The sequence below is a fragment of the Plantactinospora sp. GCM10030261 genome (genome assembly GCF_042666615.1).
Taxonomy (GTDB): domain Bacteria; phylum Actinomycetota; class Actinomycetes; order Mycobacteriales; family Micromonosporaceae; genus KBS50.
Genome location: NZ_JBHTDD010000028.1, coordinates 1 through 24,165, shown reverse-complemented (window position 1 = coordinate 24,165; position 24,165 = coordinate 1). Strand labels below are relative to the sequence as shown.

Below are 24,165 nucleotides of genomic sequence, written 5' to 3'. Positions count from 1 at the left end.
ACCGATCCAGGGCGCTTGCACGCAGGCCGGTCACGGCGCTTCCACGCGGGCCGGTCACAGCGCTTCCGCGCGGGCCGGTCACAGCGCTTCCGCGCAGGTCGGATCAACGCGTTTCCGGCGGACGGGCGCCGACCAGCACCGTCGCCTCGTACTCCTCGGACGTGACCGGCGACGGCTCCAGGCCGGCACCGGCGAACGCCGCCACCGCGGCGGCGACCTGTTCGGCGCCGATCTCGACGAGGAGATGACCGCCGGGCGCCAGCCACCGGGGCGCCGCCGCGGCCACCCGGCGCAGCACCGCCAGCCCGTCGGCGCCGCCGTCCAGCGCCACCGGCGCCTCGTGCAGCCGGGCCTCCGGCGGCATCAGACCGACCGCCGTGGTCGGGACGTACGGCACGTTGGCCACCAGCACCGCCACCCGGCGGCGCAGCGCCACGGGCAGCGACTCGTACAGGTCGCCCTGGAAGACCCGGCCACCGACCGGCGCGAGGTTGCGCCGGGCGCACGGCACCGCGATCGGATCGACCTCCCCGGCGTACAGCTCGATCGGACCGACCGCCGCGGCGAGCGCGGCGCCGATCGCGCCGGAACCGCAACACAGGTCGACCACGACGTCACCGGGGCGGGCCACCGCGGCCGCCCGCTGGACCAGGAACTCGGTCCGCCGCCGGGGCACGAAAACCCCCGGATCGACGGATATCCGGAGGCCGCAGAACTCGGCCCAGCCGAGCACGTGCTCCAGCGGCAGGCCGGCGACCCGCCGGTCCACCAGGCGGGTCAGCTCGGCCGGATCGGCGGCGGCGTTGAGCAGCAGTCGCGCCTCGTCCTCGGCGAAGACGCAGCCGGCGGCGCGCAGCGCGGCGACGATCCGGGGGTACGACGGAGGTGCGGGTGGGGCAGACACGGGGATTCCTTCCGGGGCGCCGACGGGCGCTCGCCGCGATCCGCTACCCCGGCTGAGCCGTCCGGCGGGAGGGCGGGAGCACCCGGCCTGATCCGTTGATTGCTCTCACCTCCCGGGTCGATCCGGCTCCGACTCCGTCACCGTACCCGACGTCCGCCCCGACCACGCGGCCAGGCGCGCGGCGTGCTCGGCAACCGCGACCCGCAGCTCGTCCGGCCGTACGACCGTGAACGGCCAGCCCAGTCCGGCGAGCATCGTGGCCATCCCGTCCAGCCGTTCCGCCCGGCCCCGCAGCAGGATCCCGTCCGGGGTCTCGGTCAACTCGACCAGGTCTGCCGGCAGCCGCCGTCGGGCCCGCGCCAGCTCCGTCTCCAGCAACACCTCGACCTCGTACGCGTACGGGACCTCGGCCAGCGAGCGCGTCACGTGCGCCACCGGGTCGAAGTCGACGGGTGCGGGGAAGGTCGCGGCGCCCGTCCGGACGTCGGCGATCCGGTCCAACCGGAACGTCCGGAGGTCGCCGCGGCGGTGGTCGTGGCCGGTGACGTACCACCGTCCGGCGTGGAAGACCAGGCCGTACGGGTCGAGTTCCCGGCTGCTCTGCTCACCGCGCCAGGAGCGGTAGTCGATGCTCACCCGGCGCCGGTCGCGTACCGCGCTGCCGAGGACGAGCAGCGTCGTGCTGTGCGTGCCGGCCACCTCGCGCGGCGGGTCGCGGAGGAAGCCGAGACTCTGCCGGAGTCCCGTCAGCCGGTCGGCAAGGGACGCCGGCAGCACCCGCTGGATCTTCGCGAGGGCCGTCGTGGTGGCCGGTGCCCCGGTCCCCAGGCCGAACCGCTCGGCCGCGACCAGCCCGAGCGTCACGGCCACCGCCTCGTCGTCGGTGAGCATCAGCGGTGGGAGCTTGTAGCCGGGTCGCAGCCGGTATCCGCCATACCGCCCACGCTGTGCCACGACCGGGATGCCCAGCTCGGCCAGGGTGGTGGCGTAGCGCCGGACGGTTCGCTCGTCGACGCCGAGCCGGCGGGCCAGTTCGGCGCCCCCGAGTCGCGGGTGAGCTTGGAGGAGTTCCAGCAGCCCGAGCACTCGACCCGCGGGATGTGACACAGGCGACTCTCCTTATCCGGGCGGGAACCGTCCGGATTCAACCATAGGCTCGATCCCGACTGAACGGAGACCTCATGACCACCTTCGTACTCGTACCCGGCTTCTGGCTGGGCGCCTGGGCCTGGCAGGACGTCACCGACGCCCTGCGGACCGCCGGGCACGAGGCGCACCCGTTGACCCTCACCGGCGTGGCTGACCGCGCCGACCTGGCCACCCCCGAGGTCGGCCTGGACACGCACACGGCCGACATCGTCCGCCACCTCGAGGACGCCGACCTGCGAGACGTGGTGCTGGTCGGCCACTCCGGGGGCGGAATGCCGGTCACCCAGGCCGCCGATCGGATCCCCGAACGGATCAGCCGCGTCGTCTATGTGGACAGCGGGGCGTTGCCGGACGGGACGGCCCAGTTCGACACCTATCCACCGGAGGAGCAGCGGCGGCTACGCACGTTGATCGGCGACGGACACCTGCTGCCGCCGCCGGACTGGAATCCGGCCGACGACCCGGAGTCGCTCGCCGGGCTGGACGGATCGGCACTTCGGCTGCTGCGCGAACGCGCCACCCCGCACCCGCTGAGGGCGGCCACCGATCCGGTCCGGCTCACCGGTGGCCGGCCGGTGCCGACCACGTTGATCGCCTGCACCTTCCCGGTGCCGGTGGTGGAACAGTTGATCGCGGAGGGTCACCCGTTCTTCGCCACCATGGCCGGCGCCCACCTCGTCGGGCTGCCCACCGGCCATTGGCCGATGCTCAGCGAGCCTCGGGCGCTGGCCGACGCGCTGACCAGGCTGTGACCACGTCGACGACCTCCGCCGCGACCTCCTCGGCCGAGCGGTCGTCGGTGACCACGGTGGCGGCGGCCACCTCCTCGTACAGCGGGCGGCGCTGCTCCATGAGGTGACGCAGGGTGGCGCGCGGGTTGATCGCCAGCAGTGGTCGACCCGCGCCGAGACCCACCCGGCGCAGCGCGTCGGTCAGACCCACCGACAGGTACACCACCGGCTGGCCGGCCAGCGCGGCCCGGTTCTCGGCTGCCAGGATCGCACCCCCGCCGAGCGCCAGCACCCCGTCGAACGTGTCGAGCGCGCCGGCCACCGCCGCCCGCTCCAGGGCCCGGAAATGCTCCTCGCCCTCGTCGACGAAGATCTCCGGGATCGGCTTGCCGGCCGTCGCCTCGATCGCGGAGTCGGTGTCCCGGAACTCCACGCCTAGTGCCGCGGCCACCAGAGCGCCGACGGTGCTCTTACCGGCGCCGGGTGCCCCGACCAGCACGCAGACCGGCCCCATCAGCGGATCACCAGGTGGTCCAGGTACGCCGCCACGTTGCGGCGCAACTCGGCGACCGAGTCACCGCCGAACTTCTCGGTGGCCGCCTCGGCCAGCACCAGCGCCACCATCGCCTCGGCCACCACGGCCGCCGCCGGCACGGCACACACATCGGACCGCTGGTTGATGGCGGTCGCCGGCTCGCCGGTCGACACGTCCACCGTGGACAACGCCCGGTTCAGCGACGAGATCGGCTTCATGGCCGCGCGTACCCGCAGCGGCTCACCCGTGGTGATGCCGCCCTCCAGCCCGCCGGCCCGGTCGCTGAGCCGGCGCACCCCGGTCGCGGTGGGGACGATCTCGTCGTGCGCCACCGAGCCACGGGAGCGGGCCTGGGTGAACGCGTCGCCGATCTCCACACCCTTTATCGCCTGGATGGACATCAACGCCGCCGCCAGGCGCGCGTCCAGCTTGCGGTCCCACTGCACATGACTACCCAGACCCGGGGGTACGCCGTAGGCGAGCACCTCGACGACGCCGCCCAACGTGTCGGCGTCCTTCTTCGCGGCATCCACCTCGGCCACCATCCGGGCGCTCGCCTCCGGGTCGAGGCAGCGCAACAGATCGGCGTCCACCCGTTCGGAGTCCTCGGGTCGCGGTTGGAGGCCCGGCTTGGCCGCCACCGAGCCCAGCTCGACCACGTGCGAGACGATTTCCACACCGAGCGCCTGCCGGAGCAGTGCCCGCGCCACCGTGCCGACCGCCACCCGGGCGGCCGTCTCCCGGGCGCTTGCCCGTTCCAGGATCGGGCGGGCATCGGTGTGCCCGTACTTCTGCATGCCGGCCAGGTCGGCGTGCCCCGGCCGGGGGCGGGTCAGCGGCGCGTTGCGCGCCTGGCCGGCCAGTTCGTCAGCGTCGACCGGGTCGGGGGCCATCACGGTCCGCCACTTCGGCCACTCGGAGTTGCCGACCCGGACGGCCACCGGGCTGCCCAGGGTCACGCCGTGCCGGACACCGCCGACCACCTCGACCTCGTCCCGTTCGAACGACATCCGGGCGCCCCGGCCGTAACCGAGCCGCCGGCGGGCCAGTTCCCGGACCAGATCCTCGCTTGTCACCACGATCCCGGCGGGGACACCGTCGAGCACGGCGACGAGGGCCGGGCCGTGCGACTCACCTGCGGTCAACCAGCGCAACACGGTGGTCAGTCTGTCACGGAGGGAACGGCTGGCTGCTATCGCCTCCGACGGAAAGGCCCCTGCTACCACCACGCACCTCGATGCTGCGGGCCGACCGCCGGGTGCGTACCCTCTCTGCGGGGTGCCGGGAAGTCTGGTCGGCGACCGTTGACGCTGCCCGGAGGTGCCTCATGCTGTTGTTCGCGTTCGCCGCCGTGCTGCTGCTGGCGGTGCTCGTGTCCAGCCTCGCCCACCGCACCATCCTCTCCACCGCCGTGGTGTTCCTGGTCGCCGGCTTCGTACTGGGTCCGGAGACGACAGGCGTGCTGGAGATCACCGCGGACGCCCCGATCGTCGCCACGCTCGCCGAGCTGGCGCTGTTCGCGGTGCTGTTCACCGACGGCATGCGGGTCGGCTGGAGCGACCTGCGGTCGGCGTGGCGGCTGCCCGGCCGGGCCCTCGGCTGGGGGCTCCCGCTCACGCTGGCCATCACCGCTCTGCTGGCCCACTACGTGGCCGGGCTCGACTGGCCGGAGGCGCTGCTGGTGGGCGCGGTGCTGGCCCCCACCGATCCGGTCTTCGCGTCGGCCCTGGTGGGCAACGACCGGGTGCCGCACCGGCTACGCCACCTGCTCAACGTCGAATCGGGCGTCAACGACGGGCTGGCGCTGCCGTTCGTCATCCTGTTCCTGGCGGTGGCCGCCGGCTCCGACGACCTGCACCTCGGGGAACTCGGCTGGGAACTGCTGCTCGGTGTGGTGATCGGAGTCGGTGTGCCATGGTTGGCTCTCCGCTTGGAGAAGAGCCGGTTCTTCTCCGCCTCCACCCAGTACGAGCCGCTCAACGCCATGGCGATCGGACTGCTGGTGCTGGCGCTGGGCCAGGTCACCCACGCCAATCTGTTCCTCGCCGCGTTCGCCGCCGGCATCACCGTGGCCACCTTCGGCGAGCGGCAACGAAAGAGCTTCGAGCACTTCGGGGAGCTGATCGCCGAGCTGTTCAAGCTTGCCGCCCTGCTGGTCTTCGGCGCGCTGATCTCCTTCCAGTTCCTCGGCGAGATCGCCTGGCCGGGCTGGCTGTTCGCGGTGCTCGCGCTGTTCGTCGCCCGACCGCTGGCGCTCGCCATCTCGTTCCTGCGGTCGAGGCTGTCGCGCACCGAGCAGTTCGCCGCGATGTGGTTCGGTCCCAAGGGCTTCGCCTCGGTGGTCTACGGTCTCCTGGTCCTGCAGGCCGGCATCCCCGCCGGCGACGAGGTGTTCCACCTGGTCGCGTTGACCGTCGCTCTGTCGATAATCGCCCACTCGTCCACCGATATCGTGGTGGCCCGGCTGTTCGACCCGGATTCGACGCCGGCCTGGTACGGCCGGCTGCGGGCCCGGGCCAACAACTCGACCGACCTGCCGGAAGCGAGTGCCGCGATCGAGCCCGCCGAACCGACGCCCGCCGCCGAACCGACCGACGCGCGGCGGTCGGCGCCTCCGCGCGGCGACCGGACGGACGGCCGCTGACACCGCGGATAGCCATGCCGACGACTCGTCCAAGGTTAGGAGCCTGAGGTAAGGGCCCTTTCCTGCCGGAGCGCGGTCGACATCGCGGAGACCGGCGCCGGCACGCCGGTGAACAACTCGAACTGGCCGACCGCCTGGGCCAGCAGCAGGTCGAGGCCGGAGATGACCCGGCACCCCGCCGCTGCCGCGGCAGCCGCCAGCGGGGTCGGCCACGGGTCGTACAGCGCGTCGAACAGCACCGTCCCGGACCCCCAGTCAGCCACCGCGAGCGGGTCGGCCACCCCCTTGGGCACCGTGGAGATCACCACGTCCACGCCCAGGTGACCGGCCGCGTCTGCCCAGGCGGCACCGGTAAGCGGCAGATCGAGTTTCTCGGCCACCGGCCGCAGGTCGGCGACCGCGGCGGCGCGCCGGGCCACCACGGTGACCTGGTCCGCGCCCAGCCGGGCCGCCGCCGCGAGGGCGGCCCGGGCGGTGCCGCCCGCCCCGAGCACGGTGATCGAGGCACCGGCCGGCACGCCCACGTCGGTGAGCACCCGGACCATGCCCTCGACGTCGGTGTTGTCCGCGTACCAGGTGCCGTCCGGCCGGCGTACCAGTGTGTTGGCGGCGCCCACGACGGCCGCCACCGGCGCCACGACCGCGGCCACCGACAGCGCCGCCTCCTTGAGCGGCATGGTCAGCGACAACCCGGCCCACTCCGGGCCCAGGCCGGCCACCAGGCCCGGCAGCTCGTCCTCCGCGCACTCGATGGCCGTGTACGACCAACCGGTCAACCCGGCCGCCCGGTAACCGGCGTTGTGGATCACCGGGGAGAGCGAGTGGCCGACCGGCTTGCCGAGCACCGCGGCGCGGCGCGCGACCACCACGTCGACGTCCGGCACCTCAGAGCACGCCGTTCTCTCTGGCCTCCTGCACGTTGCGGTCGTGCTCGGCGTTTGTCTCGGCGAACTTGGTGGTCCCCTGCTTGTCGACGGCCACGAAGAACAACCACTTGCCGTCCGGCGGCGACATGGCGCCCTCCAGCGCCAGCTTGCCGGGGTTGTTGATCGGCGTCGGGGTCAGGCCGGGGTTGGCGTGCGTGGAGTACGGGTTCTTCGGATCGCGGATCTCGGCCGTCGTCATGTCCTTGGACGCCTTTGTCGGCTTGCCGGTCAACTCCCAGTAGTAGTTGACCGACACGTCGAACTCCAGGCAGGAACACGGGAAGTTGCCGCTGTAGATCCGGTTGTAGGCCACCTTGGCGACCTTGCCGAGGTCCTCGGGCTTACCCGCCTCGGCCTGCGCCATCGAGGCCACGATCAGCACCTCGTACGGCGAGATCCCGCCGCGCTGGCTCTCCACCGTCTCGACGAACTTCATCGCGGCGGTCTGGTCCAGGAAGTTCTTGACCATGATCCGGAGGATGCCGTCGGCCGTCGTGTTCGGCGGGAACTCGTAGGTGTCCGGGAAGAGGAAACCCTCGATCGACTTGGTGACCCTCTTGCCGTCGGTGCGGGTGAACCAGAATTCCGGTACGCCGAGCGCCTCCGGATCCTTGGCCGCCGCCTCGAACTCGGCCGCCGGGATCTTGGTGTGCTTGGACAGCAGGTCGTAGGTCTGCTTGGCGGTGCGCCCCTCCGGGATGGTGACCCCGTTGACGATCCGGGTCTTCGGGTCCAACAGCAACGCGACCACGTCCGCCGCCTTCATCTGCTTGCGCACCTTGTAGGTGCCCGCGCCGATGTTCTTGGCCCGCGAGTTGTCCTCGGCCGCCTTGACGTACGCCTTGGCGCTCTTCACCACGTCCGCCCGGACCAGGGTGTTGCCCACGTCGGTGATGGTGTCGCCGTCGTTGATCTGGACGATCGCCTCGCCGGTGCCCGGACCCGGGTAGTCGGGGGTGGTGAACAAGCCCTGGATCCGGTCGATGCCGAGCCACGCGCCGCCGGCCAGGCCCCCGAGCAGGACCAGCGTCAGCAGCAGCGCCGCGACCGTCTTGCCGCGACCGCTCCGGCGGCCCTTGCCACCCTTGCGCTTCTCCACGTAGCCGCGGCGATGTCGGCCCTTCTCGCTCCGCTCGTCGAACGCGAGATCCAGCTCGTCGATCATGTTGTCCGCCTCCGCTGCGCGTCGAGCCAGCTCTGCAGGATCTCCACCGCGGCCGCCTGATCGACGACCGCCCGCTGCCGGCGTCCCCGGACGCCCCGCTCGGACAGCCTACGAGACGCGACGACCGTCGACATCCTCTCGTCCGTAAGCCGTACCGGTATGGGCGATATGGCCGAGGTGAGCCGCTCGACGTACGCCATGACGTTCGCGGCGGCGGGCCCGTGCCGGCCGGCCAGGTTGATCGGCAGGCCGACCACCACCTCCACCGCCTCGTGCTCGGCCGCCAGCCGGACCAGCTCGGTGATATCCGTGGGCAGATCCGCCCCGGTCCCCAGATCACGGGCCAGGGTCACCAACGGGGTCGCCAGGAACCCACTCGGATCGGAGCGCGCCACACCGACCCGAACCTGGCCGACGTCGACCCCGAGACGGACGCCACGCGGGAACTCACTCATCCGGGACCGTTACCTCCGAGGGGGGCGGATCGTCGTCGAGGAAACACGACCGACCCGTCCCCCGTCAACCGAGGCCCTCCCGAACAGTCACCGGTTGATCACGCTTCGCCAACGGCGCGCTCGACAGCGGCCAGCAGGTTCCCCGCCTCGGCCGCCGGCAGGCCACCGCCCTGCGCGAGGTCTGCGTTGCCGCCACCCCGGCCGGAAAAGGCGCCCTTGACCAGGTCGGCGGCGGACAGGCCGCGGGACCGGGCCGCCGCGTTGACCGCGACCACCATCGACGCCTTGCCACCGGACCGGGCCGCCACCGCCACCACGGCCGGCCGCGCCGGGTCGATCTTGCCCCGGATCTCCTGGGCCAGGGTCCGCACGTCGTTACCACCAGCACCCTCCGGCGCCTCGGTGCCGACGTACGCGATCCCGCGCACGTCCCGGGCCTGGGCGGCGAGCGTGCCCGCCCCGCCCAGGACGAGCTGCGCGCGCAGCTTCTCCAGCTCCTTCTCGGCGTCGCGCAGCTGCGTCACGGTTTGCTCGACCCGATCCGCGACCTGGTCGGTCGGCACCCGGTACAGCTCGGCCAGCCGGGACACCAGCAGGTGCTCGCGGGCCAGGAAGCCGAACGCGTCGATGCCGACCAACGCCTCGACGCGGCGCACCCCGGAACCGATCGACGACTCGGAGAGGATCTTCACGAGGCCGAGCTGACCGGAGCGGCTGACGTGCGTACCGCCGCACAGCTCGCGGGCGTAGTCCCCAACCTCCACCACCCGGACCTGGTCACCGTACTTCTCCCCGAACAACGCCATGGCACCCAGCCGGCGCGCCTCCTCCTGGCTGGTGATGAACGCGTGCACCTCCAGGTCGTCCAGCAGCACCTCGTTGATCTGCTGCTCGACGTCGTGCAGCACGCTGGGCGCCACCCCGGTCGGGGTGTTGAAGTCGAACCGCAGCCGGCCCGGCGCGTTCAGCGAGCCCGCCTGGGTCGCCGACGCACCGAGGAAGTTACGCATCGTCTGGTGCACGAGGTGGGTGGCGGTGTGCGACCGGGAGATGGCCCGCCGACGGCTGGCGTCGATCTCGGCGTACCCGGTCTCCCCGCTGCGCACCTCGCCCCGGACGACCCGTGCCTTGTGCACGATCAGACCCGGGATCGGTTGCTGCACGTCGAGCACCTCGACCTGCCCCCCGCCGACCGTGATCAGGCCGTGGTCGGGCTGCTGGCCACCGCCCTCGGCGTAGAACGGGGTGGCGTCGAGCACCAGCTCGACCAGTTCCCCCTCGCCCGCCGCCGGCACCGAACCGCCGCCGGACAGCAGCGTGCGGACCCGCGACTCCCGGCTGACCTCGCTGTATCCGGTGAACTCCACCGGCCCCCCGGCGTCCAGCGCCGACCGGTACGCCGAGGTGTCCACGTGGCCGGACTTGCGCGCCTGCGCGTCGGCCTTCGCCCGGGCCCGCTGGTCGGCCATCAACCGGCGGAAGCCCTCCTGGTCGACCTGGAGGCCCTGCTCCGCCGCGATCTCCAGGGTCAGGTCGATCGGGAAGCCGTAGGTGTCGTGCAGCTGGAACGCCCGTTCACCGGAAAGGCTCGTGGTGCCGGCCGCCTTCGACTCGCTGATCGCCGTGTCCAGGATCGTGGTCCCCGCGCGCAGCGTGGACAGGAACGCGTCCTCCTCCGCGTAGGCGTACTGCGAGATCCGCGCGAAGTCGGTCGCCAGTTCCGGGTACGACGGCGACATGCAGTCCCGGGCCACCGGCAGCAGTTCGGGCAGCGCCCGGTCCTGGTAGCCCATCAGCCGCATCGCCCGGATGGCCCGCCGCATGATCCGGCGCAGCACGTAGCCGCGACCCTCGTTGCTCGGGGTCACCCCGTCGCCGATCAACATCAGCGCGGTCCGCACGTGGTCGGCCACCACCCGCAGCCGCACGTCGTCCGGATGCGACTCGGTGGCCGCGTGACCCGAGTTGACGCCGTACCGCTTGCCGGTCAGCTCCGCCGCCCGATCCAGGATCGGACGGACCTCGTCGATCTCGTACAGGTTGTCGACGCCTTGCAGAATGGCGGCGATCCGCTCCAGGCCCATGCCCGTGTCGATGTTCTTCGCGGGCAGGTCGCCGACGATCCGGAACTCCTCCTTGCTCCGGACATCGGCGATGTCGTACTGCATGAAGACGAGGTTCCAGTACTCCAGGTAGCGATCCTCGTCGACCTCCGGCCCGCCGTCCCTGCCGTACTCCGGGCCGCGGTCGTAGAACAGCTCCGAGCACGGACCGGCCGGCCCGGGAATGCCCATGTGCCAGAAGTTGTCCTTCTTGCCCCGGCGGACGATCCGCTCCGCCGGCACGCCGACCGACTTCCAGATCTCGTACGCCTCGTCGTCGTCCAGATAGACCGTCGGCCAGACCCGCTCCGGGTCAAGCCCGAAGCCGCCCTCGGCGGCCGGCTTCGTACTCAGCTCCCAGGCCAGCGGGATGGCGCCGGCCTTGAAGTAGTCACCGAACGAGAAGTTGCCGTTCATCTGGAAGAACGTGCCGTGCCGGCTGGTCTTGCCGACCTCGTCGATGTCCGGGGTCCGGACACACTTCTGCACGCTTACCGCCCGCTGGAACGGCGGCGTCTGCTGGCCGAGGAAGTACGGCACGAACGGAACCATGCCCGCCGGGATGAACAGCAGGTTCGGGTCGGCGATCGCGGGCAGCGGAGCGGACGGCACCACGGCGTGACCAGCCGCCTCGAAATGCGCCAGGAACCGTCGCTTGATCTCCGCCGTTCTCATCGGATGCCTTCCTCCGGGTACCGCTCGTCGTCGTCGAGCACGGCGGGTCGCCGCGCGTCGGCAAACTGGTCTTCGTACAGGACGCCGTCGGCGAACGCCTCGTGGATCTCCTGCTCCCGCTCGGCCATGCCGTCCCGCACGTCCTCCACGAAACTACGCAGCGACTCGGCGAGTCCGCCAATGGATTCCGCCGCCGTACTCGCGATGCCGGCCGGCGTGTACGCCTGCGCGGTCCGGGCCGCCTTCCGTACCACAAGCGCGCCCACGGCGAGCCCGATCCCCAACCACAGCAACCGCCTCATGGCCTCATCCTTCCTCGTTCCACACCGGGTGGCGGCGGCGGGTCAGCGGTCCCGGCGACGGGCCCGCCGGCGCTGCTTGAGCTCCGTACGCACCTCGCGCTCAGTGTCCGCGCGCCGGCGCGCGGAGGCCGCCTTCCGCAGGCCATAGCCGAAGGAGGCGACCTTCACGAGCGGGTTCGCCGCGGCGGCGGAGACCACGGTGGCCAGGTTGGCGACGTTGGCGGTGACGTTCTGCGCGTGCGCGGTCATCGTGTCGATCTTGGCGAGCTGCAGGTTCACCCCGTCCAGCGACGTGTGCACCTGCTCCAAAGCCGTGTTCACGTTGCCGATCGTCGTGTTCACGTTTCCCAGCAACGGGCCGGTCCGCTCGTTGACCTCGTTGATCGCCCGGGTCGCCGCGTCCACCGTGTGCCGCAGCCGCAGGATCGGCACCGCCAGGACGAGCACCAGCATCAGGAACGCACCCGCCGCGACCAGAGCCGCGATCTCTCCACCACTCACCCGTGTCCTCCTCAGCCAACCATCGGTCGCGAACCCTGGTACCCCACCTGAGGCGGCCGGATACGCGGACCGTCTCGCTTCGATGGCGCGGGGCACGCCGGCGTCAACGTGCAGACCCTACCGTCCGTGATGGGCGGCGGCCTCACGACGGGCTTGGTGTCAGATCCTGGAGTGGATCGTCAGTGAGAAGGGGATCCGGGTCGACGCCGGTGAGCGACGGGTCGGTGGTCGGCTGCGGTCTGGTCCGGTCGTCATCGACGGCGTTTCGCACCTTGATCGAAACCTGCGAACCGACGCAGTCGGGGCCGGCGGCCGGAGGCGGCTGCACCTGCCCGTCGAGCGGCACATCCGTCGGGGTGGGCACCGCACACGTCGGCTTGCGGACCCACAGATCGAGGGTCAACTCGTCGCGCTTCCAGCAGCTGTAGTGCCCCTCCACCTGGGCCTCCGGGCACAACGGGGCCTGCCACGGCCGCCAGCCGGCGTCCGACAGGGCGACCACGTACACCTGGTTGGTCTCGTCGGGCTCCCGTTCCGACTGGCTGGTGCGTTCCCGGAGCCGGCAGTCGATCCAGCACCACCGGTTGCCGCTCACCGCGTCCTCCGAAGCGATGGCGCCCCAGCCCGGCACGGCCAGCTCGTCGAGCGAGTCGAACACCGGGTCGTTGGCATTGGCACGAATACCGAAGTAGACCGGCAGCGCGGCCAACAGCAGGAGGCTGACCAGCATCAGGACGCCCAGCCGGAGCCGCCGCCGGGTGCGCATCTGGTGGCGTAGTTCGGACGGCGCGCCACGGACCGCGTCCACCCCGGCCGACAGCGGGCGGCTGCGCCCGTCCGGTCCGGGAGACGTCGGCGGGGCGCCCGGCTCCCCCTCCGGGGACGCGACCGCGCCCGGGCGGACCCGTGCGGACCCGACCGGCGCCGGTCCCCCGGACACCGGACCGGAGCTGGGCCGGACCGGCACCGCGGCCGCCGCGGCGGGCGGGCCGGACGGCGCGGTGGGCGGGCCGGACGGCGCGGTGGGCGGGCCGGACGGCGCGGTGGGCGGGCCGGACGGCGCGGTGGGCGGGCCGGAACGCGGCGGGCCGGGCGGCGCGAGCGGCACCGCCGCGCGGCCCCCGGGCTGGCCGGGACCGGGGTGACCCGGACGGCCCGGGCCGGGGGCGCCGCGCGGGGCCCGAGGAGTTCCATCCGGGCCCACCTGGGCGCCCGCCGGAGCGCCTGGCTGGCGAGGTGGCGCCGACCAGCCCGGGTTCGTGGGCCCGCCCGACACCGGACGCACCGGCCCCCCGGCCGCACGCGCCGGCCCCCCGGGCACCGGATGGGTCGGCCCCCCGGAAACCGGACCCGCCGCCCCCCCGGACACCGGGCCCGCCGGCGGCGCCGGACGCACCGGCCCACCGGAAACCGGACGGCTGGGACCACCAGAAACCGGACGGTTGGGACCCTCCGACACCGAGCGAGGGCTGGGCGGCACACCTCCGGGCGGAACAGCTCGTCCGGCGCCGGGCGGGGTGGGCCGGCCACCGTCCCGCGGCCCGCCCCGGCCATCATGCGGCGCACCCCGCCCCGCGCCGGGTGGCGCTACCCGGCCGGGCGGCATGTCGGGACCGCTGTCACGCGGCCCGCCCCGATTCGTACCGGGATGCGGAGCCGCGCGATCAGCATCGGGCGGCATCGCGCGCGCCGGACGCTGGGGAGGCACCGGGCCGACGGGGGCACCGGACGCGGGACGTCCGGACCCGGGAGGCGATCGGTCCGGCCCGCCCGGCCGGCCGGCCCGGGGATCGACGCCGGGCCGAGGTGCGGAGCCGGGACGACCGACCCGGGGATCGACGCCGGGCCGGCCGGACCGCGGATCGGGTTGACCGAAAACCGAGGTGGTGTCGTCCATCGACCGGTGATCGGGAGGGCCCGCACCGCGACCGGGCGGGCCGCCCGGCCGGCCCACGGGAACCGATCCACGGGGAGCCGGCGGGGCGGCGGGGGGCGGCACCGGATGTGGTGGCCGGGCGGCGTCGACGGGTCGATTCTCATTGCCCTGCGAGTGCGGGCGCCGGCCCGGGGGCGGCGCGGGCGGGCGGGTACGCCCCTCCCCAGCCGTGCCGTGCCGGGCCGCGTGCTCGTCCCGACCACCGTGCCGGGCCGCGTGCTCGTCCCCACCACCGTGCCGGGCCGCGTGCTCGTCCCCACCACCGTGCCGGGCCGCGTGCTCGTCCCCACCACCGTGCCGGGCCGCGTGCTCGTCCCCACCACCATGTCGGGCCGCGTGCTCATCCCGACCACTCGGCGCGGCGCGGCCGGGGTCACCGCCGTCGCCGCCCGGTCCAAGGTCGCCACGCTGTCGTCGTGCCGTCCGTAGGTCGTCGATCCAGCCGAGTTCCTCGCCCGGGACCTCGTCCGCGCCGGGTTGCTCGGCCCGCCCACGACCCCACCGACGTCCCTTGCCCGGGTTCCGCCGTTCCTCAGCGCCGTCATCCGGCCGATCGGCACGCCGTGTCACTGCTGATCCTCCCCCGGGGCGGCGTTGCCGCCCTCGTCGACCGCTACGCGGTCCGCGGTGTTCGTCGGCGAGACGTCGTTCGTCGACGGGACGTCCGCCCGACTGCCACTGTCCGGCTCCCGGTCGCCACCGACTGTGGCACCGGTGCCGGTCCCGTCGCCGGCACGCGCTCGGCGGCTGCCGTCGGCTCCAACCCGGTCGCTGGCGCCGGGCCGACGGTCGGCGCCGGCTCGACCGTCCCGCCCGGGCGCCGGCGCGCCCCGGATGATCCCCCGCAACAATGGCAGGCGGCCAGCCACCGCGCGCTCGGCGCCATGGTCGCTCGGCCGGTAGTAGTCGACACCCACCAGGTCGTCCGGCGGGTACTGCTGGGTCAACACGCCCCGCTGGTCGTCATGCGGATAACGGTAGCCCCGACCGTGACCGAGGCCCCTGGAGCCCGGATAGTGACCGTCCCGTAGCGCCGCCGGCACCATTCCCCCACGGCCGGCCCGGACATCAGCGATCGCCGCTCCGATCGCCACGGTCGCCGAGTTGGACTTGGGCGCGGTCGCCATGTGGATCACCGCCTGGGCAAGGTTGAGTTGTGCCTCCGGCAGCCCGACGTACTCGATCGCGTGGGCGGCCGCGGTGGCCACGCCGAGGGCGGTCGGATCCGCCATCCCGATGTCCTCGCTGGCGAAGATGACGATCCGGCGGGCGATGAACCTGGCGTCCTCGCCGGCGACCAGCATCCGGGCCAACCAGTGCAACGCGGCGTCCACGTCCGAGCCACGCATACTTTTGATGAACGCGCTGGTCACGTCGTAGTGTGCGTCGCCGGCCCGGTCGTAACGGACGGCGGCGACATCAACCGCCTGCTCCGCGACCGCCAGGTCGATCGTGGAGTTGCCCCGCGCCGACGCCGAGCCGGCCGCCGCCTCCAGCGCGGTCAGCGCCTTGCGCACGTCACCGCCGGCGAGGCGTACCAGATGGTCCTCCGCGTCCGGCGTGAGCGTCACCGCCCCGCCGAGACCGCGGTCGTCGGCGACCGCGCGACGGAGCAGCCCCCGCACCGCGTCCTCGCCGAGCGGTTGCAGCGTGAGCAACACGCAGCGGGACAGCAGCGGGGAGATGACCGAGAAGTACGGGTTTTCGGTCGTTGCCGCCAACAGCGTCACGGTCCGGTCCTCCACCGCGGCGAGCAGCGAGTCCTGCTGGGTCTTGCTGAACCGGTGCACCTCGTCGATGAACAGCACGGTCGGCGAGCCACCCGCCCGGCGGCGGCGCCGAGCGGCGTCGATCACCCCCCGGACGTCCTTCACTCCCGCCGACAGCGCCGACATGGCCACGAACTCACGCTCGGTCGCCCCGGCCACCAGATGCGCGATGGTGGTCTTGCCACTCCCCGGCGGGCCCCAGAGAATGACCGACATGGGTGCCGAACCGGTTACCAGCTGACGCAGGGGTGCGCCCGGAGCCAAGAGGTGTTCCTGGCCCACCAGCTCGTCCAGGGTGAGCGGACGCATCCGCACCGGAAGCGGCGAATCGGGGCCGGCCGTCGAGAGTCCGTCGACGCCCGACGGCCCGGACGGCGTGCCACGCACGCCGCCGGGCTCGGCGAGAGGAAACAGGGCGTCGGAGTCCATCGGAACGAGATTACCGGCCCGGTTCGTACGGCCGAGAACGCGCCAATGGCCGCGCGCGGCGAGCCGGTGCCCAGGGGGCGACCGGGTCCCGCCGCACGCGGCACCTCGACCGGGTCGTGGTGGCCGAGGAGGTCAGCCGCGCCCCGGCCGTCGACCCCGGTACCAGCGGCCGCCACCCCCACCGCCACCACCGGGGCCGCGACCGACCCCGCCCAGGTAGAGCGCGAGCAGCAACAGGCCGATCAGCACGAGGGTGTGCCAGTTGAACAGGTCCGGCGCGCCGAGGTCGGTGTTGAACAGGTCGATCAGGAGAGCGAATCCGAATACGATCGCCGCGGCGATGGCGAGCATGTCAGTCCTCCGTCGAGGTGAGAGCCAGTGTCGGCCCGGATGTACCCAACGCCACGTTCCGTCAATCTCCACCATGGACCGCGGGGGGACGTGGGCTTCCTCGCCGGTCTCGCCGTCGACCCGGAACTGCGCGGCCGGGGCCTCGGCGCGGCCCTCACGGTGGGGATGAGCCGCGCCCTGTTCACCCGGTTCGATCGGGTCGCGCTCGGTGTCTACACGCACAATCCGCGGGCCGCCCGGCTGTACGAGCGGCTCGGGTTCACCGAGATCATCCCGCGCAGCTCGATCAGCCTCCGGTAGTGGACGGGTCGCCTGTCACCTCTCGGCACGCACGAGCGGGCCTTCCTTCCTGTCCGCCGGCGCCTGCCTGCCGGCGAACCAGGCGGGCAGGTACAGCGGCGCGGCCACGGCGAGCACCACCGCCCCGACGATCATCGCGGTACTGACGCTGGTGCCCCCAGCGAGCGCGGTCAACACCACCCCGCCCAGCGCGCCGGCCGGTTGTGCCGCCATCGAGTTCAACGACAACACGCTGGTCCGGTGCGGACCATCCACCTGCCGGTGCAGCAGCCCCTGGTGCAACGGATTCGAGGCACCGTGCGTGACATAGCAGGCCAGATAGGCGGTGAGCACCCCCGCCGGACCCGCCAGCAGGCCCATCCCGACCACCGTGCCGCCCTGTGCCACCCGGAGGGCCGCGGCGGCTGGTGCCGCCCCGACGCGCCGGCCCAGCGCCGGTGCCACCGCGGCGCCGGCCGCCGAGGCGAGCCAGGCCGCCGCACCGGCCGGACCGAGCAGGGCGGCCGCGGCGTCGGAACCACCGGTCACCTCGGCGAGCCGCACCGGCAGCAGGGTCTCGAAGGTCACCATGCCGAAGCCCCAGAACAGCTCGACCGAGACCAGCGCGAGCAGCACCCGGGAGCGGCGCAGCAGCCCGAGGGCTCCGACGATGGCCCGCGGGGCGTCGCGGACCGACGCACGCAGGGCGTTGACCCCGCGCGCCGGCCGCTCCTCCACCAACAGGACGGCGAGCACCAGCAGGCCGACGCCCTGCAGCCCCGCGGCCAGCAGGACCGGTACGGTGAGCGCACTGGCCGGCCCGATCGGACCGAGGGCCACCAGTCCCCCGCTGAGCAACGCTCCGCCGGCGATGGCCAGTCCGGTGACAGCTCCGGCAGCGCCCAGGCCGCGTTCGATATCGGCGCCCGGGTCGACGGCCAGTGTCGAGTCCACAAACCACGAGTCGAGCGGTCCGCTGTCGAGCGCCCGGAAGACGCCCTGTAGCAGGTAGACGACCACGAACAGGGCCATCGAGTCGGCCACCGAGAACAGCACCAGCGCGGCGACGGACGCGGTCGCGGCAGCGAGCAGCACGGGCTTTCGGCCCAGCGCGTCGGCCAGGCCACCGGTGGGCAGTTCGAGGGCCAGTACGACGATTCCCTGCATGGCGATGACCATGCCGATCTGGGCGAGCGACAGCCCACGCTCGCCCATCAGCAGCACACCGACCGGGATGCTGAGGCCCGTCGGCAACCAACGCAACCCGTGCAGGGCCAGGTAGCGGAACCGGATCTGGCGTACCGACAGCGCGGTCACCGGTCGCCTCCGGGGCGTGGAACGGTGAGGTAGTAGACCTGGACGGTGCGCACGTCGACGGCCGTCGACGGTTCCCTACCGCGGAACCGCTCCACCACGGCTGTGAGTTCCTCGTTGAGGTCGCGGAGGTCGTCGGCCGACAGCCGCAGGATCATGTCGTTGAGCTGGGCCGCCTCCCGCCAGCGCGGCGGCTCGCTGTGCTGGGCGGCGATCCACGCCTCGGCCCGCTCGACCAGCTGGCGTAGCTGGTAGGTCTGCAGCCAGTCGGACGCGGCGCTGGCGTCCGGGTCGTCGTCGAACCCGGTGGACCGCCAGGAGCTGACGTCGTGCGCGGCACGCCACCACCGTTGCCGGCCGACACTCCGGTCGACATCCTCCTGGACCAGCCCGACCTCGGCGAGTTGGCGCAGGTGGTAGCTCGTGGCGCCGGTGTTCGTGGCCAGCGTCTCGGCCAACCGCGTGGCGGTGGCCGGCCCGTCGGTCCGCAACTCGCCGAGCAGCCGGGCGCGCAGCGGGTGCGCGAGCACCTTGATCTGTGCCGGACTCAGATGCACGACCCGTTGCCGGTCTCTCCTCGCAGTCATGAGTCCATAATAATTGTGCATGATTTCTTTGCACAAGAGCTGTGCATAGGGGTTTCTGACGCGCCGGCATCGACCGCGAAGAGGACGAATCGCGTCACCGGACAGGCCCGCCGTGTCGTTCACGCTGTCTGTGACCGCCAACGGAGCCCTGCCCATCTCGGTCCACCGGGTGGCACCGCGCCCGGTGGCCGGGTCAACCGGCGGGTGGATCAGACAGTGAGCAGTTCGACCGCGCCGCGCAGCCGGATGGTCAGCAGGCCGACAGCGCGAGCGCTGTCCAGCCGGACCTCGCCCGGCCGCACCAGCCCCGCCTCGGCGATCGTGGTACTACGCAACCGGGTGGCGTCAACGCCGTACCGGCGGGCCACCAGGTGTCCCAGCTCCACGCGGCTGACCGCGTCGGGACCCGCCACGTTGATCGGCCCGGCGTGGTCGGAGGCCGCCAGTTCGCGTACCGCCGCCGCGAGGTCGTCGACCGCGACCGGGCAGCGGACCTCGTCACTGAACAGGACGGCGTCGCCGTCCAGCGCGGCCAGGCAGAGCTGGAGGTGTTTGCTTCGCTCGTCACCGATGATCGCCGAGGTACGCACGAGCACCGCGCCGGGGTCCACCAGCCGGACCGCCGTCTCGGCCGCCGCCTTGGCGGCGCCGTAGGGATGCACGGGGGTGGGCGGCTCGTCGTCGGCGTACGGCTCCGGCCGCCCGGCGTGCAGCGCGTCGGACGACAGGTGCACCAGCCGGGCGCCCACCTCGATGGAGCCGGCCGCGACGTGGGCCGCCCCGTCGGCGGTGGTGGTCCAACCGAGGTACCCGCTCCCCCCCACCACCAGAACCGTCACCGGCCCCTCCCTCCCGTCGGCACCCTACCGGCGCACCGAACACGTCGAGCCCGGTTGATCAAGAGGTTTGCGTCTCGACACGCCCGGAGTTATGACGCAAATCTCTTGATCAACCCGAGGAGGAGCCGTCGGGGTTGAGGTTGGTGGGTCAGGTGGGGTCCGTTACGGGGGCGGCGGGGCCGGCGGTGCCGGTGTGCGGCGTGGCCGGCGGCTTGGGTTTGGCGTCGATACCGGCCTCGATCCGCTGCTGGGCGGTGATCGGCGTCGGCGCCCCGGTCAGCGGGTCGAACCCGCCCCGGGTCTTCGGAAACGCGATCACCTCGCGGATCGAGTCAGCGCCGGCGAGCAGCATGCACACCCGGTCCCAGCCGAATGCGATGCCGCCGTGCGGCGGCGGGCCGTACGTGAACGCCTCCAGCAGGAAGCCGAACTTGTCCCTCGCCTCCTCGGGCGTGATGCCGAGCAGGTCGAACACCCGCCGCTGCACGTCACCCCGGTGGATACGGATGGAGCCGCCGCCGATCTCGTTGCCGTTGCAGACGATGTCGTACGCGTAAGCCAGGGCGCGGTCCGGCGCCTCCTCGAACCGGTCGACCCACTCGTCGTTCGGCGACGTGAAGGGGTGGTGAACGGCGGTCCAGCCACCCTCGTCGGTCTTTTCGAACATCGGCGCGTCGACCACCCAGCAGAACGCCCAGGCGCTCTCGTCGACCAGACCGGCCCGCTTGGCGATCTCCACCCGGGCCGCGCCGAGCAGTTCCTGCGCCTCCCGCCGCTCGGCCGAGGCGGCGAAGAACACCGCGTCGCCCGGCTTCGCCCCGACCGCGTCGGCCAGGCCGGCCAGATGTTCGGCCGACAGGTTCTTGGCCACCGGCCCGCGGGCGTCGCCGGTCTCGGCGTCCAGCACCACGTAGGCGAGGCCGCGAGCGCCACGCGCCTTGGCCCAGTCCTGCCAGCCGTCCAGTTCCTTACGGCTCTGCGCCGCACCACCGGGCATCACCACAGCCCCCACGTAGCCACCCGCGTCGATCGCCCCGGCGAACACCCGGAACGCGGTGCCACGCAGGTAGTCGGTCAGCTCGGTCAGCTCGACGCCGTACCGCAGGTCGGGCTTGTCGGACCCGTACCGGGCCATGGCGTCGTGCCAGGTGATGCGCGGGATCGGCCGGGGGATCTCGTGGCCCGCCAGGTCGGACCAGAGCGCGGCGACGATCTCCTCGCCAAGCTCGATCACGTCGTCCTCGGTGACGAACGACATCTCGATGTCGAGCTGGGTGAACTCCGGCTGCCGGTCGGCCCGGAAGTCCTCGTCCCGGTAGCAGCGGGCGATCTGGTAGTACCGCTCCATGCCGCCGACCATCAGCAGCTGCTTGAACAGCTGGGGTGACTGCGGCAGCGCGTACCAGCTGCCGGGCTGCAACCGCACGGGGACCAGGAAGTCGCGGGCACCCTCCGGGGTGGACCGGGTGAGCGTCGGCGTCTCGATCTCCAGGAAGTCGCGGGCGTGCAGCGCCCCCCGGGCGAGCTGGTTGGCCCGCGACCGCAGCCGCACGGCGTTCGCCGGGCCGGAGCGGCGCAGGTCCAGATAGCGGTACCGGAGCCGGATGTCGTCCCCGGCCTCGACCTGGTCGTCGATCGGCAGCGGCAGCGGCGCGGCCTCGGACAGCACCTCCAGCGCGCTCGCCGTGACCTCGATCTCGCCGGTCGGCAGGTCCGGGTTCTCGTTGCCCGCGGGGCGGCGGGTCACCTCGCCGGTGACCCGCACGCAGAACTCGTTGCGCAGCGCGTGCGCGTCCTCCTCGCGGAACACCACCTGCACCACGCCCGAGGCGTCCCGCAGGTCGACGAAGATCACCCCGCCGTGATCACGCCGGCGGGCCACCCATCCGGCGAGGGTCACCGAGGTGCCGGCGTCCGTCGCGCGCAGGCTTCCGGCGTCATGGGTACGGATCACGACAAGGGCTCCTCACATGGTACGACTGCTCCGCATTCTGTCAGCCGAGGAAGGACCCCTTGTTATCGCCTCCGGTACGGGCAGGGCGGCTGTCGGCGCGGTCCGGTCACGGCTCCTCGACCGGCGGCAGCTGCCGCACCCGCGGCTCGCCGTCGGCCGCTGACCGCTCGGTGGGCGGCACGGGCTCCGGCGTCCGGGCCAGTTCCTCGGCGGCCTGGCCGGTCCCGGTCAACGAGACGGTGACGGCGCCGGCGGAGGACCGCCGGCGCCGTCACCCGGAACCGTTGTCGAGCGGGGCACCTCCCGCACGGAGGCGGCAGGAGGGGCCCTCTTCGTCAGTAGACGCTCACCCCGTAGACGCTGAGCGCCTCGGTGACGGGCTGGAAGTACGTTGTGCCGCCCCAGGAGCAGTTGCCGCTGCCGCCGGAGGTGAGGCCGAGCGCCGTGCTGCCGCTGAACAGGGAGCCTCCGCTGTCGCCCGGCTCGGCGCAGACGTTGGTGCGGATCAGGCCGTAGACCGAACCCTCGGCGTAGTTCACCGTGGCGTTTGTCGCGGTGACCGAGCCGCTGCGCAGCCCGGTGGTGCTGCCGCTGCGCTGGACGGACTGGTTGACGTACGCGTTGCCGGCCCCGGTGATGTCCCGGTAGCTGCCGTTGTAGAGGTAGACGTTACCCGGGTGGGACACGCTGCCCGTGTACCGGATGATGCCGTAGTCGTTGCCGGGGAAGCTGCTGCCGGCCCGGGTGCCCAGCACGGTGGTCTGGCTCGAGTTGGTGTACCAGGTCGAGGCGATGTTGGTGCAGTGCCCCGCGGTCAGCAGGTAGTAGGTGCTGCCGCTGCGCACGTTGAAGCCGAGCGAGCAGCGCCCGCCGCCACCGGCGTAGATCGCCTGGCCACCGGAGATCCTGGTGCTCAGCACGCCGGCCTCCGACTCCATGCGGACGGTGCCGCCGAGCCGGTTGACAGCTGCCTTGACCTTGGCCAGCTTGGCGCCGGTCACGGTGCTGTCGACGGCGACGACGACCTGGTTGGTCGTCGGGTCGGTCCACCACGCGGTGCCCGGCACCTTGGCGTTGGCGTCGAGGAACGTCATGGCGTCGCGGAGCTTCGTCGCGCCACGGGACACCAGCTTGGGGGTAGCGCCGGCGGCGCGGACCTGGCGGGCCGCCGCGGCGTCGGTCACGGTGACCACCATCTTGCCGTCGGCACCGGCGTACGAACCCGCGGAGCGGGCACCGAGTTTCTCGGCGAGCGTCGCCGCCGCGTCGGGGGACGCGGTCGGGGCCGCCGCCTGGGCGGGAGCGCCGGCCAGGGTGCCGGCCACCATGGCGCCAGCGGCCGCGACGACGGCAAGACGACGGAGCGTGGACCTCGTGGGTCTCATGCAGAGCCTCCCATTGGGGGGTGGAGGGGACGTGCCGGGGGTGGACACGCCCGTTCGGCGAAGCCGGGGGTGCCCGCCGAGTGAGAGAGAGTATTCCCAGCTTTACGACGATCTTCAATACATTGCCGTTACGAAAATATTTCTCAGATGACTCTTGCTGTCACAGTTGTGACGGTCGATCCGGCTCGATAAGATGCGCCGCCCCGCCCCCGTGACGCAACGCGGCCGTGACGCCGCCCGGCGATTGTTAACAGCGATCGTCATCGATATTATCGGCGGACACCCGTCCCTCCTGTTCGGAGGTCCCCATGACCCACCTCCGCCGCGCGCTGGTCACCCTCGCCACGCTCGCCACCACCGTCGTCCTCACCGCCACCGCCACGCTCGTCGGCGCCGCCCCCGCGGCGGCCGCCGATCCCGGCCCACCGCCGGCCTCGATGGCCAGCCTGGGCGACTCCATCACCCGCGGCTTCAACGCCTGCGGCTGGTACGTCGACTGCACCTCCCGGTCCTTCAGCACCGGCGACTACTCCTCGGTCAACAGCCATTACCTGCGGATCCGTGCGGTCAACCCGGCGATCAACGGACGCAACTACAACGACGCCCGCAGCGGCGCCAAGTCCGCCGACATGTACGGGCAGGCCGGCACTGCCGTCAGCCAGGGCGTCGGGTACGTCACGATCCTGATCGGCGCCAACGACGCCTGCACCAGCTCGGAGTCGAGCATGACGCCGGTGAGCACCTACCGAGCCAACATCGACGCCGCGCTCAACCGGCTCAAGTCCGGGCTCCCCAACGCCCGGGTGTACCTCATCAGCGTGCCGGACATCCAGCGCCTCTGGGCCGTCGGTAAGGGCAGCGGCAGCGCCCGGACCGCCTGGTCGCTGTTCGGCATCTGCCAGTCGATGCTGGCCAACCCCACCTCCACCAGCCAGTCCGATGTAGACCGACGCACCCGGGTCCGGCAGCGGGTCATCGACTACAACACCCAGCTCGCGCAGGCCTGCGCCGCGTACGGCCCGTACTGCGACTTCGACAACAACGCGGTGTTCAACTACCCGTTCACGCTCGGCCAGCTCTCCGGTTGGGACTACTTCCACCCCAACACCAGCGGTCAGCAGGTGCTGGCCTTCGTCCCGTACGCCGCCGGCTTCGCGTGGTAACCCACCCTCCCTCCCCTCCCCACCCCCCACCCCACCCTTCCCGTCGATCTAGGGCAGATGGTCGTCAGTC

At 72.4% G+C, this 24,165-nt stretch carries 25 protein-coding genes; 6 read left to right on the top strand and 19 right to left on the bottom strand.

Annotated features, from left to right (window positions below; all coding sequences use genetic code 11):
- Positions 1-103: 103 nt before the first annotated feature.
- Together ACFQUZ_RS26175 and ACFQUZ_RS26170 are read right to left on the bottom strand one after the other, a co-directional pair.
- Positions 104-904 carry a putative protein N(5)-glutamine methyltransferase gene (locus tag ACFQUZ_RS26175; RefSeq protein WP_377446723.1) on the bottom strand — a complete coding sequence of 267 codons (801 nt, stop codon included), beginning with the start codon at positions 902-904 and terminating at the stop codon, positions 104-106.
- A 105-nt stretch (positions 905-1,009) separates the two neighbouring features.
- Positions 1,010-2,011 carry a helix-turn-helix transcriptional regulator gene (locus ACFQUZ_RS26170; protein ID WP_377446721.1) on the bottom strand — a complete coding sequence of 334 codons (1,002 nt, stop codon included), beginning with the start codon at positions 2,009-2,011 and terminating at the stop codon, positions 1,010-1,012.
- Between the two features lie 74 nt (positions 2,012-2,085).
- Between ACFQUZ_RS26170 and ACFQUZ_RS26165 the strand changes: the two genes are divergently transcribed.
- Positions 2,086-2,805, top strand: coding sequence for an alpha/beta fold hydrolase (locus ACFQUZ_RS26165; protein WP_377446719.1), 720 nt, complete (start codon positions 2,086-2,088; stop codon positions 2,803-2,805).
- On the opposite strand, the gene ACFQUZ_RS26160 is transcribed toward ACFQUZ_RS26165, so the two are convergent.
- Positions 2,762-3,298 carry a shikimate kinase gene (locus ACFQUZ_RS26160; RefSeq protein WP_377446718.1) on the bottom strand — a complete coding sequence of 179 codons (537 nt, stop codon included), beginning with the start codon at positions 3,296-3,298 and terminating at the stop codon, positions 2,762-2,764. The two genes, ACFQUZ_RS26165 and ACFQUZ_RS26160, sit on opposite strands and share 44 nt — an antisense overlap.
- Positions 3,298-4,476, bottom strand: a complete 1,179-nt coding sequence (aroC, locus tag ACFQUZ_RS26155) for a chorismate synthase (protein ID WP_377446716.1) — start codon at positions 4,474-4,476, stop codon at positions 3,298-3,300. The genes ACFQUZ_RS26160 and aroC overlap by 1 nt, the downstream gene beginning before the upstream one ends.
- 170 nt (positions 4,477-4,646) lie before the next feature.
- On the opposite strand from aroC, the gene ACFQUZ_RS26150 reads away from it, so the two are divergent.
- Positions 4,647-5,963 (top strand): cation:proton antiporter, encoded by a 1,317-nt coding sequence (locus ACFQUZ_RS26150; RefSeq protein ID WP_377446715.1) that lies wholly within the window; start codon positions 4,647-4,649, stop codon positions 5,961-5,963.
- A 35-nt stretch (positions 5,964-5,998) separates the two neighbouring features.
- Here ACFQUZ_RS26150 and ACFQUZ_RS26145 read toward each other — a convergent pair whose 3' ends face one another.
- The 7 genes from ACFQUZ_RS26145 to ACFQUZ_RS26115 all read right to left on the bottom strand — a co-directional run bounded on the left by ACFQUZ_RS26145 (position 5,999) and on the right by ACFQUZ_RS26115 (position 12,855).
- On the bottom strand, positions 5,999-6,847 hold the full coding sequence (locus ACFQUZ_RS26145; protein WP_377446713.1) for a shikimate dehydrogenase: 849 nt from the start codon (positions 6,845-6,847) through the stop codon (positions 5,999-6,001).
- A 1-nt stretch (position 6,848) separates the two neighbouring features.
- The gene (gene mltG, locus ACFQUZ_RS26140) at positions 6,849-8,054 is read right to left on the bottom strand and encodes an endolytic transglycosylase MltG (protein WP_377446711.1); all 1,206 of its coding nucleotides are present in this window, start codon (positions 8,052-8,054) and stop codon (positions 6,849-6,851) included.
- Positions 8,051-8,509 (bottom strand): Holliday junction resolvase RuvX, encoded by a 459-nt coding sequence (gene ruvX, locus ACFQUZ_RS26135; RefSeq protein ID WP_377446710.1) that lies wholly within the window; start codon positions 8,507-8,509, stop codon positions 8,051-8,053. Before ruvX ends, mltG begins: the two co-directional genes overlap by 4 nt.
- Positions 8,510-8,607: 98 nt before the next feature.
- Complete coding sequence (gene alaS / locus ACFQUZ_RS26130) at positions 8,608-11,286, bottom strand: alanine--tRNA ligase (RefSeq protein ID WP_377446708.1); 2,679 nt, start codon at positions 11,284-11,286, stop codon at positions 8,608-8,610.
- Positions 11,283-11,588, bottom strand: coding sequence for a hypothetical protein (locus ACFQUZ_RS26125; protein WP_377446706.1), 306 nt, complete (start codon positions 11,586-11,588; stop codon positions 11,283-11,285). The genes alaS and ACFQUZ_RS26125 overlap by 4 nt, the downstream gene beginning before the upstream one ends.
- 42 nt (positions 11,589-11,630) lie before the next feature.
- Entirely contained in the window at positions 11,631-12,089 is a 459-nt protein-coding gene (locus ACFQUZ_RS26120) for a DUF948 domain-containing protein (protein ID WP_377446704.1), read from the bottom strand.
- 142 nt (positions 12,090-12,231) lie between these two features.
- Positions 12,232-12,855 carry a hypothetical protein gene (locus ACFQUZ_RS26115; RefSeq protein ID WP_377446703.1) on the bottom strand — a complete coding sequence of 208 codons (624 nt, stop codon included), beginning with the start codon at positions 12,853-12,855 and terminating at the stop codon, positions 12,232-12,234.
- On the opposite strand from ACFQUZ_RS26115, the gene ACFQUZ_RS26110 reads away from it, so the two are divergent.
- Together ACFQUZ_RS26110 and ACFQUZ_RS26105 are read left to right on the top strand one after the other, a co-directional pair.
- A complete protein-coding gene (locus ACFQUZ_RS26110) occupies positions 12,848-13,234 on the top strand; it encodes a hypothetical protein (protein WP_377446701.1) in 387 nt (128 codons plus the stop codon). The genes ACFQUZ_RS26115 and ACFQUZ_RS26110 overlap by 8 nt on opposite strands.
- Positions 13,235-14,211: 977 nt before the next feature.
- The gene (locus ACFQUZ_RS26105) at positions 14,212-14,454 is read left to right on the top strand and encodes a hypothetical protein (protein WP_377446699.1); all 243 of its coding nucleotides are present in this window, start codon (positions 14,212-14,214) and stop codon (positions 14,452-14,454) included.
- 137 nt (positions 14,455-14,591) lie between these two features.
- Here the strand turns inward: ACFQUZ_RS26105 and ACFQUZ_RS26100 are convergent, their stop codons facing one another.
- Both ACFQUZ_RS26100 and ACFQUZ_RS26095 read right to left on the bottom strand, forming a co-directional pair.
- Complete coding sequence (locus ACFQUZ_RS26100) at positions 14,592-16,223, bottom strand: replication-associated recombination protein A (protein WP_377446697.1); 1,632 nt, start codon at positions 16,221-16,223, stop codon at positions 14,592-14,594.
- Positions 16,224-16,355: 132 nt separating this feature from the next.
- On the bottom strand, positions 16,356-16,574 hold the full coding sequence (locus ACFQUZ_RS26095) for a hypothetical protein (protein ID WP_377446696.1): 219 nt from the start codon (positions 16,572-16,574) through the stop codon (positions 16,356-16,358).
- A gap of 39 nt (positions 16,575-16,613) precedes the next feature.
- Here ACFQUZ_RS26095 and ACFQUZ_RS26090 point away from each other — a divergent pair, with 39 nt between their 5' ends.
- The gene (locus ACFQUZ_RS26090; protein ID WP_377446695.1) at positions 16,614-16,874 is read left to right on the top strand and encodes a GNAT family N-acetyltransferase; all 261 of its coding nucleotides are present in this window, start codon (positions 16,614-16,616) and stop codon (positions 16,872-16,874) included.
- A gap of 15 nt (positions 16,875-16,889) precedes the next feature.
- Here the strand turns inward: ACFQUZ_RS26090 and ACFQUZ_RS26085 are convergent, their stop codons facing one another.
- The 6 genes from ACFQUZ_RS26085 to ACFQUZ_RS26060 form a co-directional block, all read right to left on the bottom strand.
- The gene (locus tag ACFQUZ_RS26085) at positions 16,890-18,170 is read right to left on the bottom strand and encodes an MFS transporter (RefSeq protein WP_377446694.1); all 1,281 of its coding nucleotides are present in this window, start codon (positions 18,168-18,170) and stop codon (positions 16,890-16,892) included.
- Positions 18,167-18,754, bottom strand: a complete 588-nt coding sequence (locus ACFQUZ_RS26080; protein ID WP_377446693.1) for a helix-turn-helix domain-containing protein — start codon at positions 18,752-18,754, stop codon at positions 18,167-18,169. The genes ACFQUZ_RS26085 and ACFQUZ_RS26080 overlap by 4 nt, the downstream gene beginning before the upstream one ends.
- A gap of 209 nt (positions 18,755-18,963) precedes the next feature.
- The gene (locus tag ACFQUZ_RS26075; RefSeq protein WP_377446692.1) at positions 18,964-19,593 is read right to left on the bottom strand and encodes a sugar nucleotide-binding protein; all 630 of its coding nucleotides are present in this window, start codon (positions 19,591-19,593) and stop codon (positions 18,964-18,966) included.
- A 148-nt stretch (positions 19,594-19,741) separates the two neighbouring features.
- Positions 19,742-21,547 (bottom strand): aspartate--tRNA ligase, encoded by a 1,806-nt coding sequence (gene aspS / locus ACFQUZ_RS26070; RefSeq protein WP_377446691.1) that lies wholly within the window; start codon positions 21,545-21,547, stop codon positions 19,742-19,744.
- Between the two features lie 106 nt (positions 21,548-21,653).
- Positions 21,654-21,779 carry a hypothetical protein gene (locus ACFQUZ_RS26065; protein ID WP_377446690.1) on the bottom strand — a complete coding sequence of 42 codons (126 nt, stop codon included), beginning with the start codon at positions 21,777-21,779 and terminating at the stop codon, positions 21,654-21,656.
- A gap of 103 nt (positions 21,780-21,882) precedes the next feature.
- Positions 21,883-22,932 (bottom strand): S1 family peptidase, encoded by a 1,050-nt coding sequence (locus tag ACFQUZ_RS26060; protein WP_377446688.1) that lies wholly within the window; start codon positions 22,930-22,932, stop codon positions 21,883-21,885.
- A 308-nt stretch (positions 22,933-23,240) separates the two neighbouring features.
- Here ACFQUZ_RS26060 and ACFQUZ_RS26055 point away from each other — a divergent pair, with 308 nt between their 5' ends.
- Positions 23,241-24,095: a GDSL-type esterase/lipase family protein gene (locus ACFQUZ_RS26055; protein ID WP_377446687.1), complete on the top strand. Its 855-nt coding sequence runs from the start codon at positions 23,241-23,243 to the stop codon at positions 24,093-24,095.
- Positions 24,096-24,165: the final 70 nt, after the last annotated feature.

What these genes read in the sequence shown, in the direction of transcription:
- ACFQUZ_RS26090 (WP_377446695.1), top strand. Translation starts at nt 16,614, where the DNA reads ATGTACCCAACGCCACGTTCCGTCAATCTCCACCATGGACCGCGGGGG.
- ACFQUZ_RS26055 (WP_377446687.1), top strand. Translation starts at nt 23,241, where the DNA reads ATGACCCACCTCCGCCGCGCGCTGGTCACCCTCGCCACGCTCGCCACC.
- alaS (WP_377446708.1), bottom strand. Translation starts at nt 11,286, where the DNA reads ATGAGAACGGCGGAGATCAAGCGACGGTTCCTGGCGCATTTCGAGGCG.
- ACFQUZ_RS26160 (WP_377446718.1), bottom strand. Translation starts at nt 3,298, where the DNA reads ATGGGGCCGGTCTGCGTGCTGGTCGGGGCACCCGGCGCCGGTAAGAGC.
- ACFQUZ_RS26165 (WP_377446719.1), top strand. Translation starts at nt 2,086, where the DNA reads ATGACCACCTTCGTACTCGTACCCGGCTTCTGGCTGGGCGCCTGGGCC.
- ACFQUZ_RS26100 (WP_377446697.1), bottom strand. Translation starts at nt 16,223, where the DNA reads ATGGACTCCGACGCCCTGTTTCCTCTCGCCGAGCCCGGCGGCGTGCGT.
- ACFQUZ_RS26080 (WP_377446693.1), bottom strand. Translation starts at nt 18,754, where the DNA reads ATGACTGCGAGGAGAGACCGGCAACGGGTCGTGCATCTGAGTCCGGCA.
- ACFQUZ_RS26150 (WP_377446715.1), top strand. Translation starts at nt 4,647, where the DNA reads ATGCTGTTGTTCGCGTTCGCCGCCGTGCTGCTGCTGGCGGTGCTCGTG.
- ruvX (WP_377446710.1), bottom strand. Translation starts at nt 8,509, where the DNA reads ATGAGTGAGTTCCCGCGTGGCGTCCGTCTCGGGGTCGACGTCGGCCAG.
- ACFQUZ_RS26125 (WP_377446706.1), bottom strand. Translation starts at nt 11,588, where the DNA reads ATGAGGCGGTTGCTGTGGTTGGGGATCGGGCTCGCCGTGGGCGCGCTT.
- ACFQUZ_RS26095 (WP_377446696.1), bottom strand. Translation starts at nt 16,574, where the DNA reads ATGCTCGCCATCGCCGCGGCGATCGTATTCGGATTCGCTCTCCTGATC.
- ACFQUZ_RS26115 (WP_377446703.1), bottom strand. Translation starts at nt 12,855, where the DNA reads ATGCGCACCCGGCGGCGGCTCCGGCTGGGCGTCCTGATGCTGGTCAGC.
- ACFQUZ_RS26060 (WP_377446688.1), bottom strand. Translation starts at nt 22,932, where the DNA reads ATGAGACCCACGAGGTCCACGCTCCGTCGTCTTGCCGTCGTCGCGGCC.
- mltG (WP_377446711.1), bottom strand. Translation starts at nt 8,054, where the DNA reads ATGATCGACGAGCTGGATCTCGCGTTCGACGAGCGGAGCGAGAAGGGC.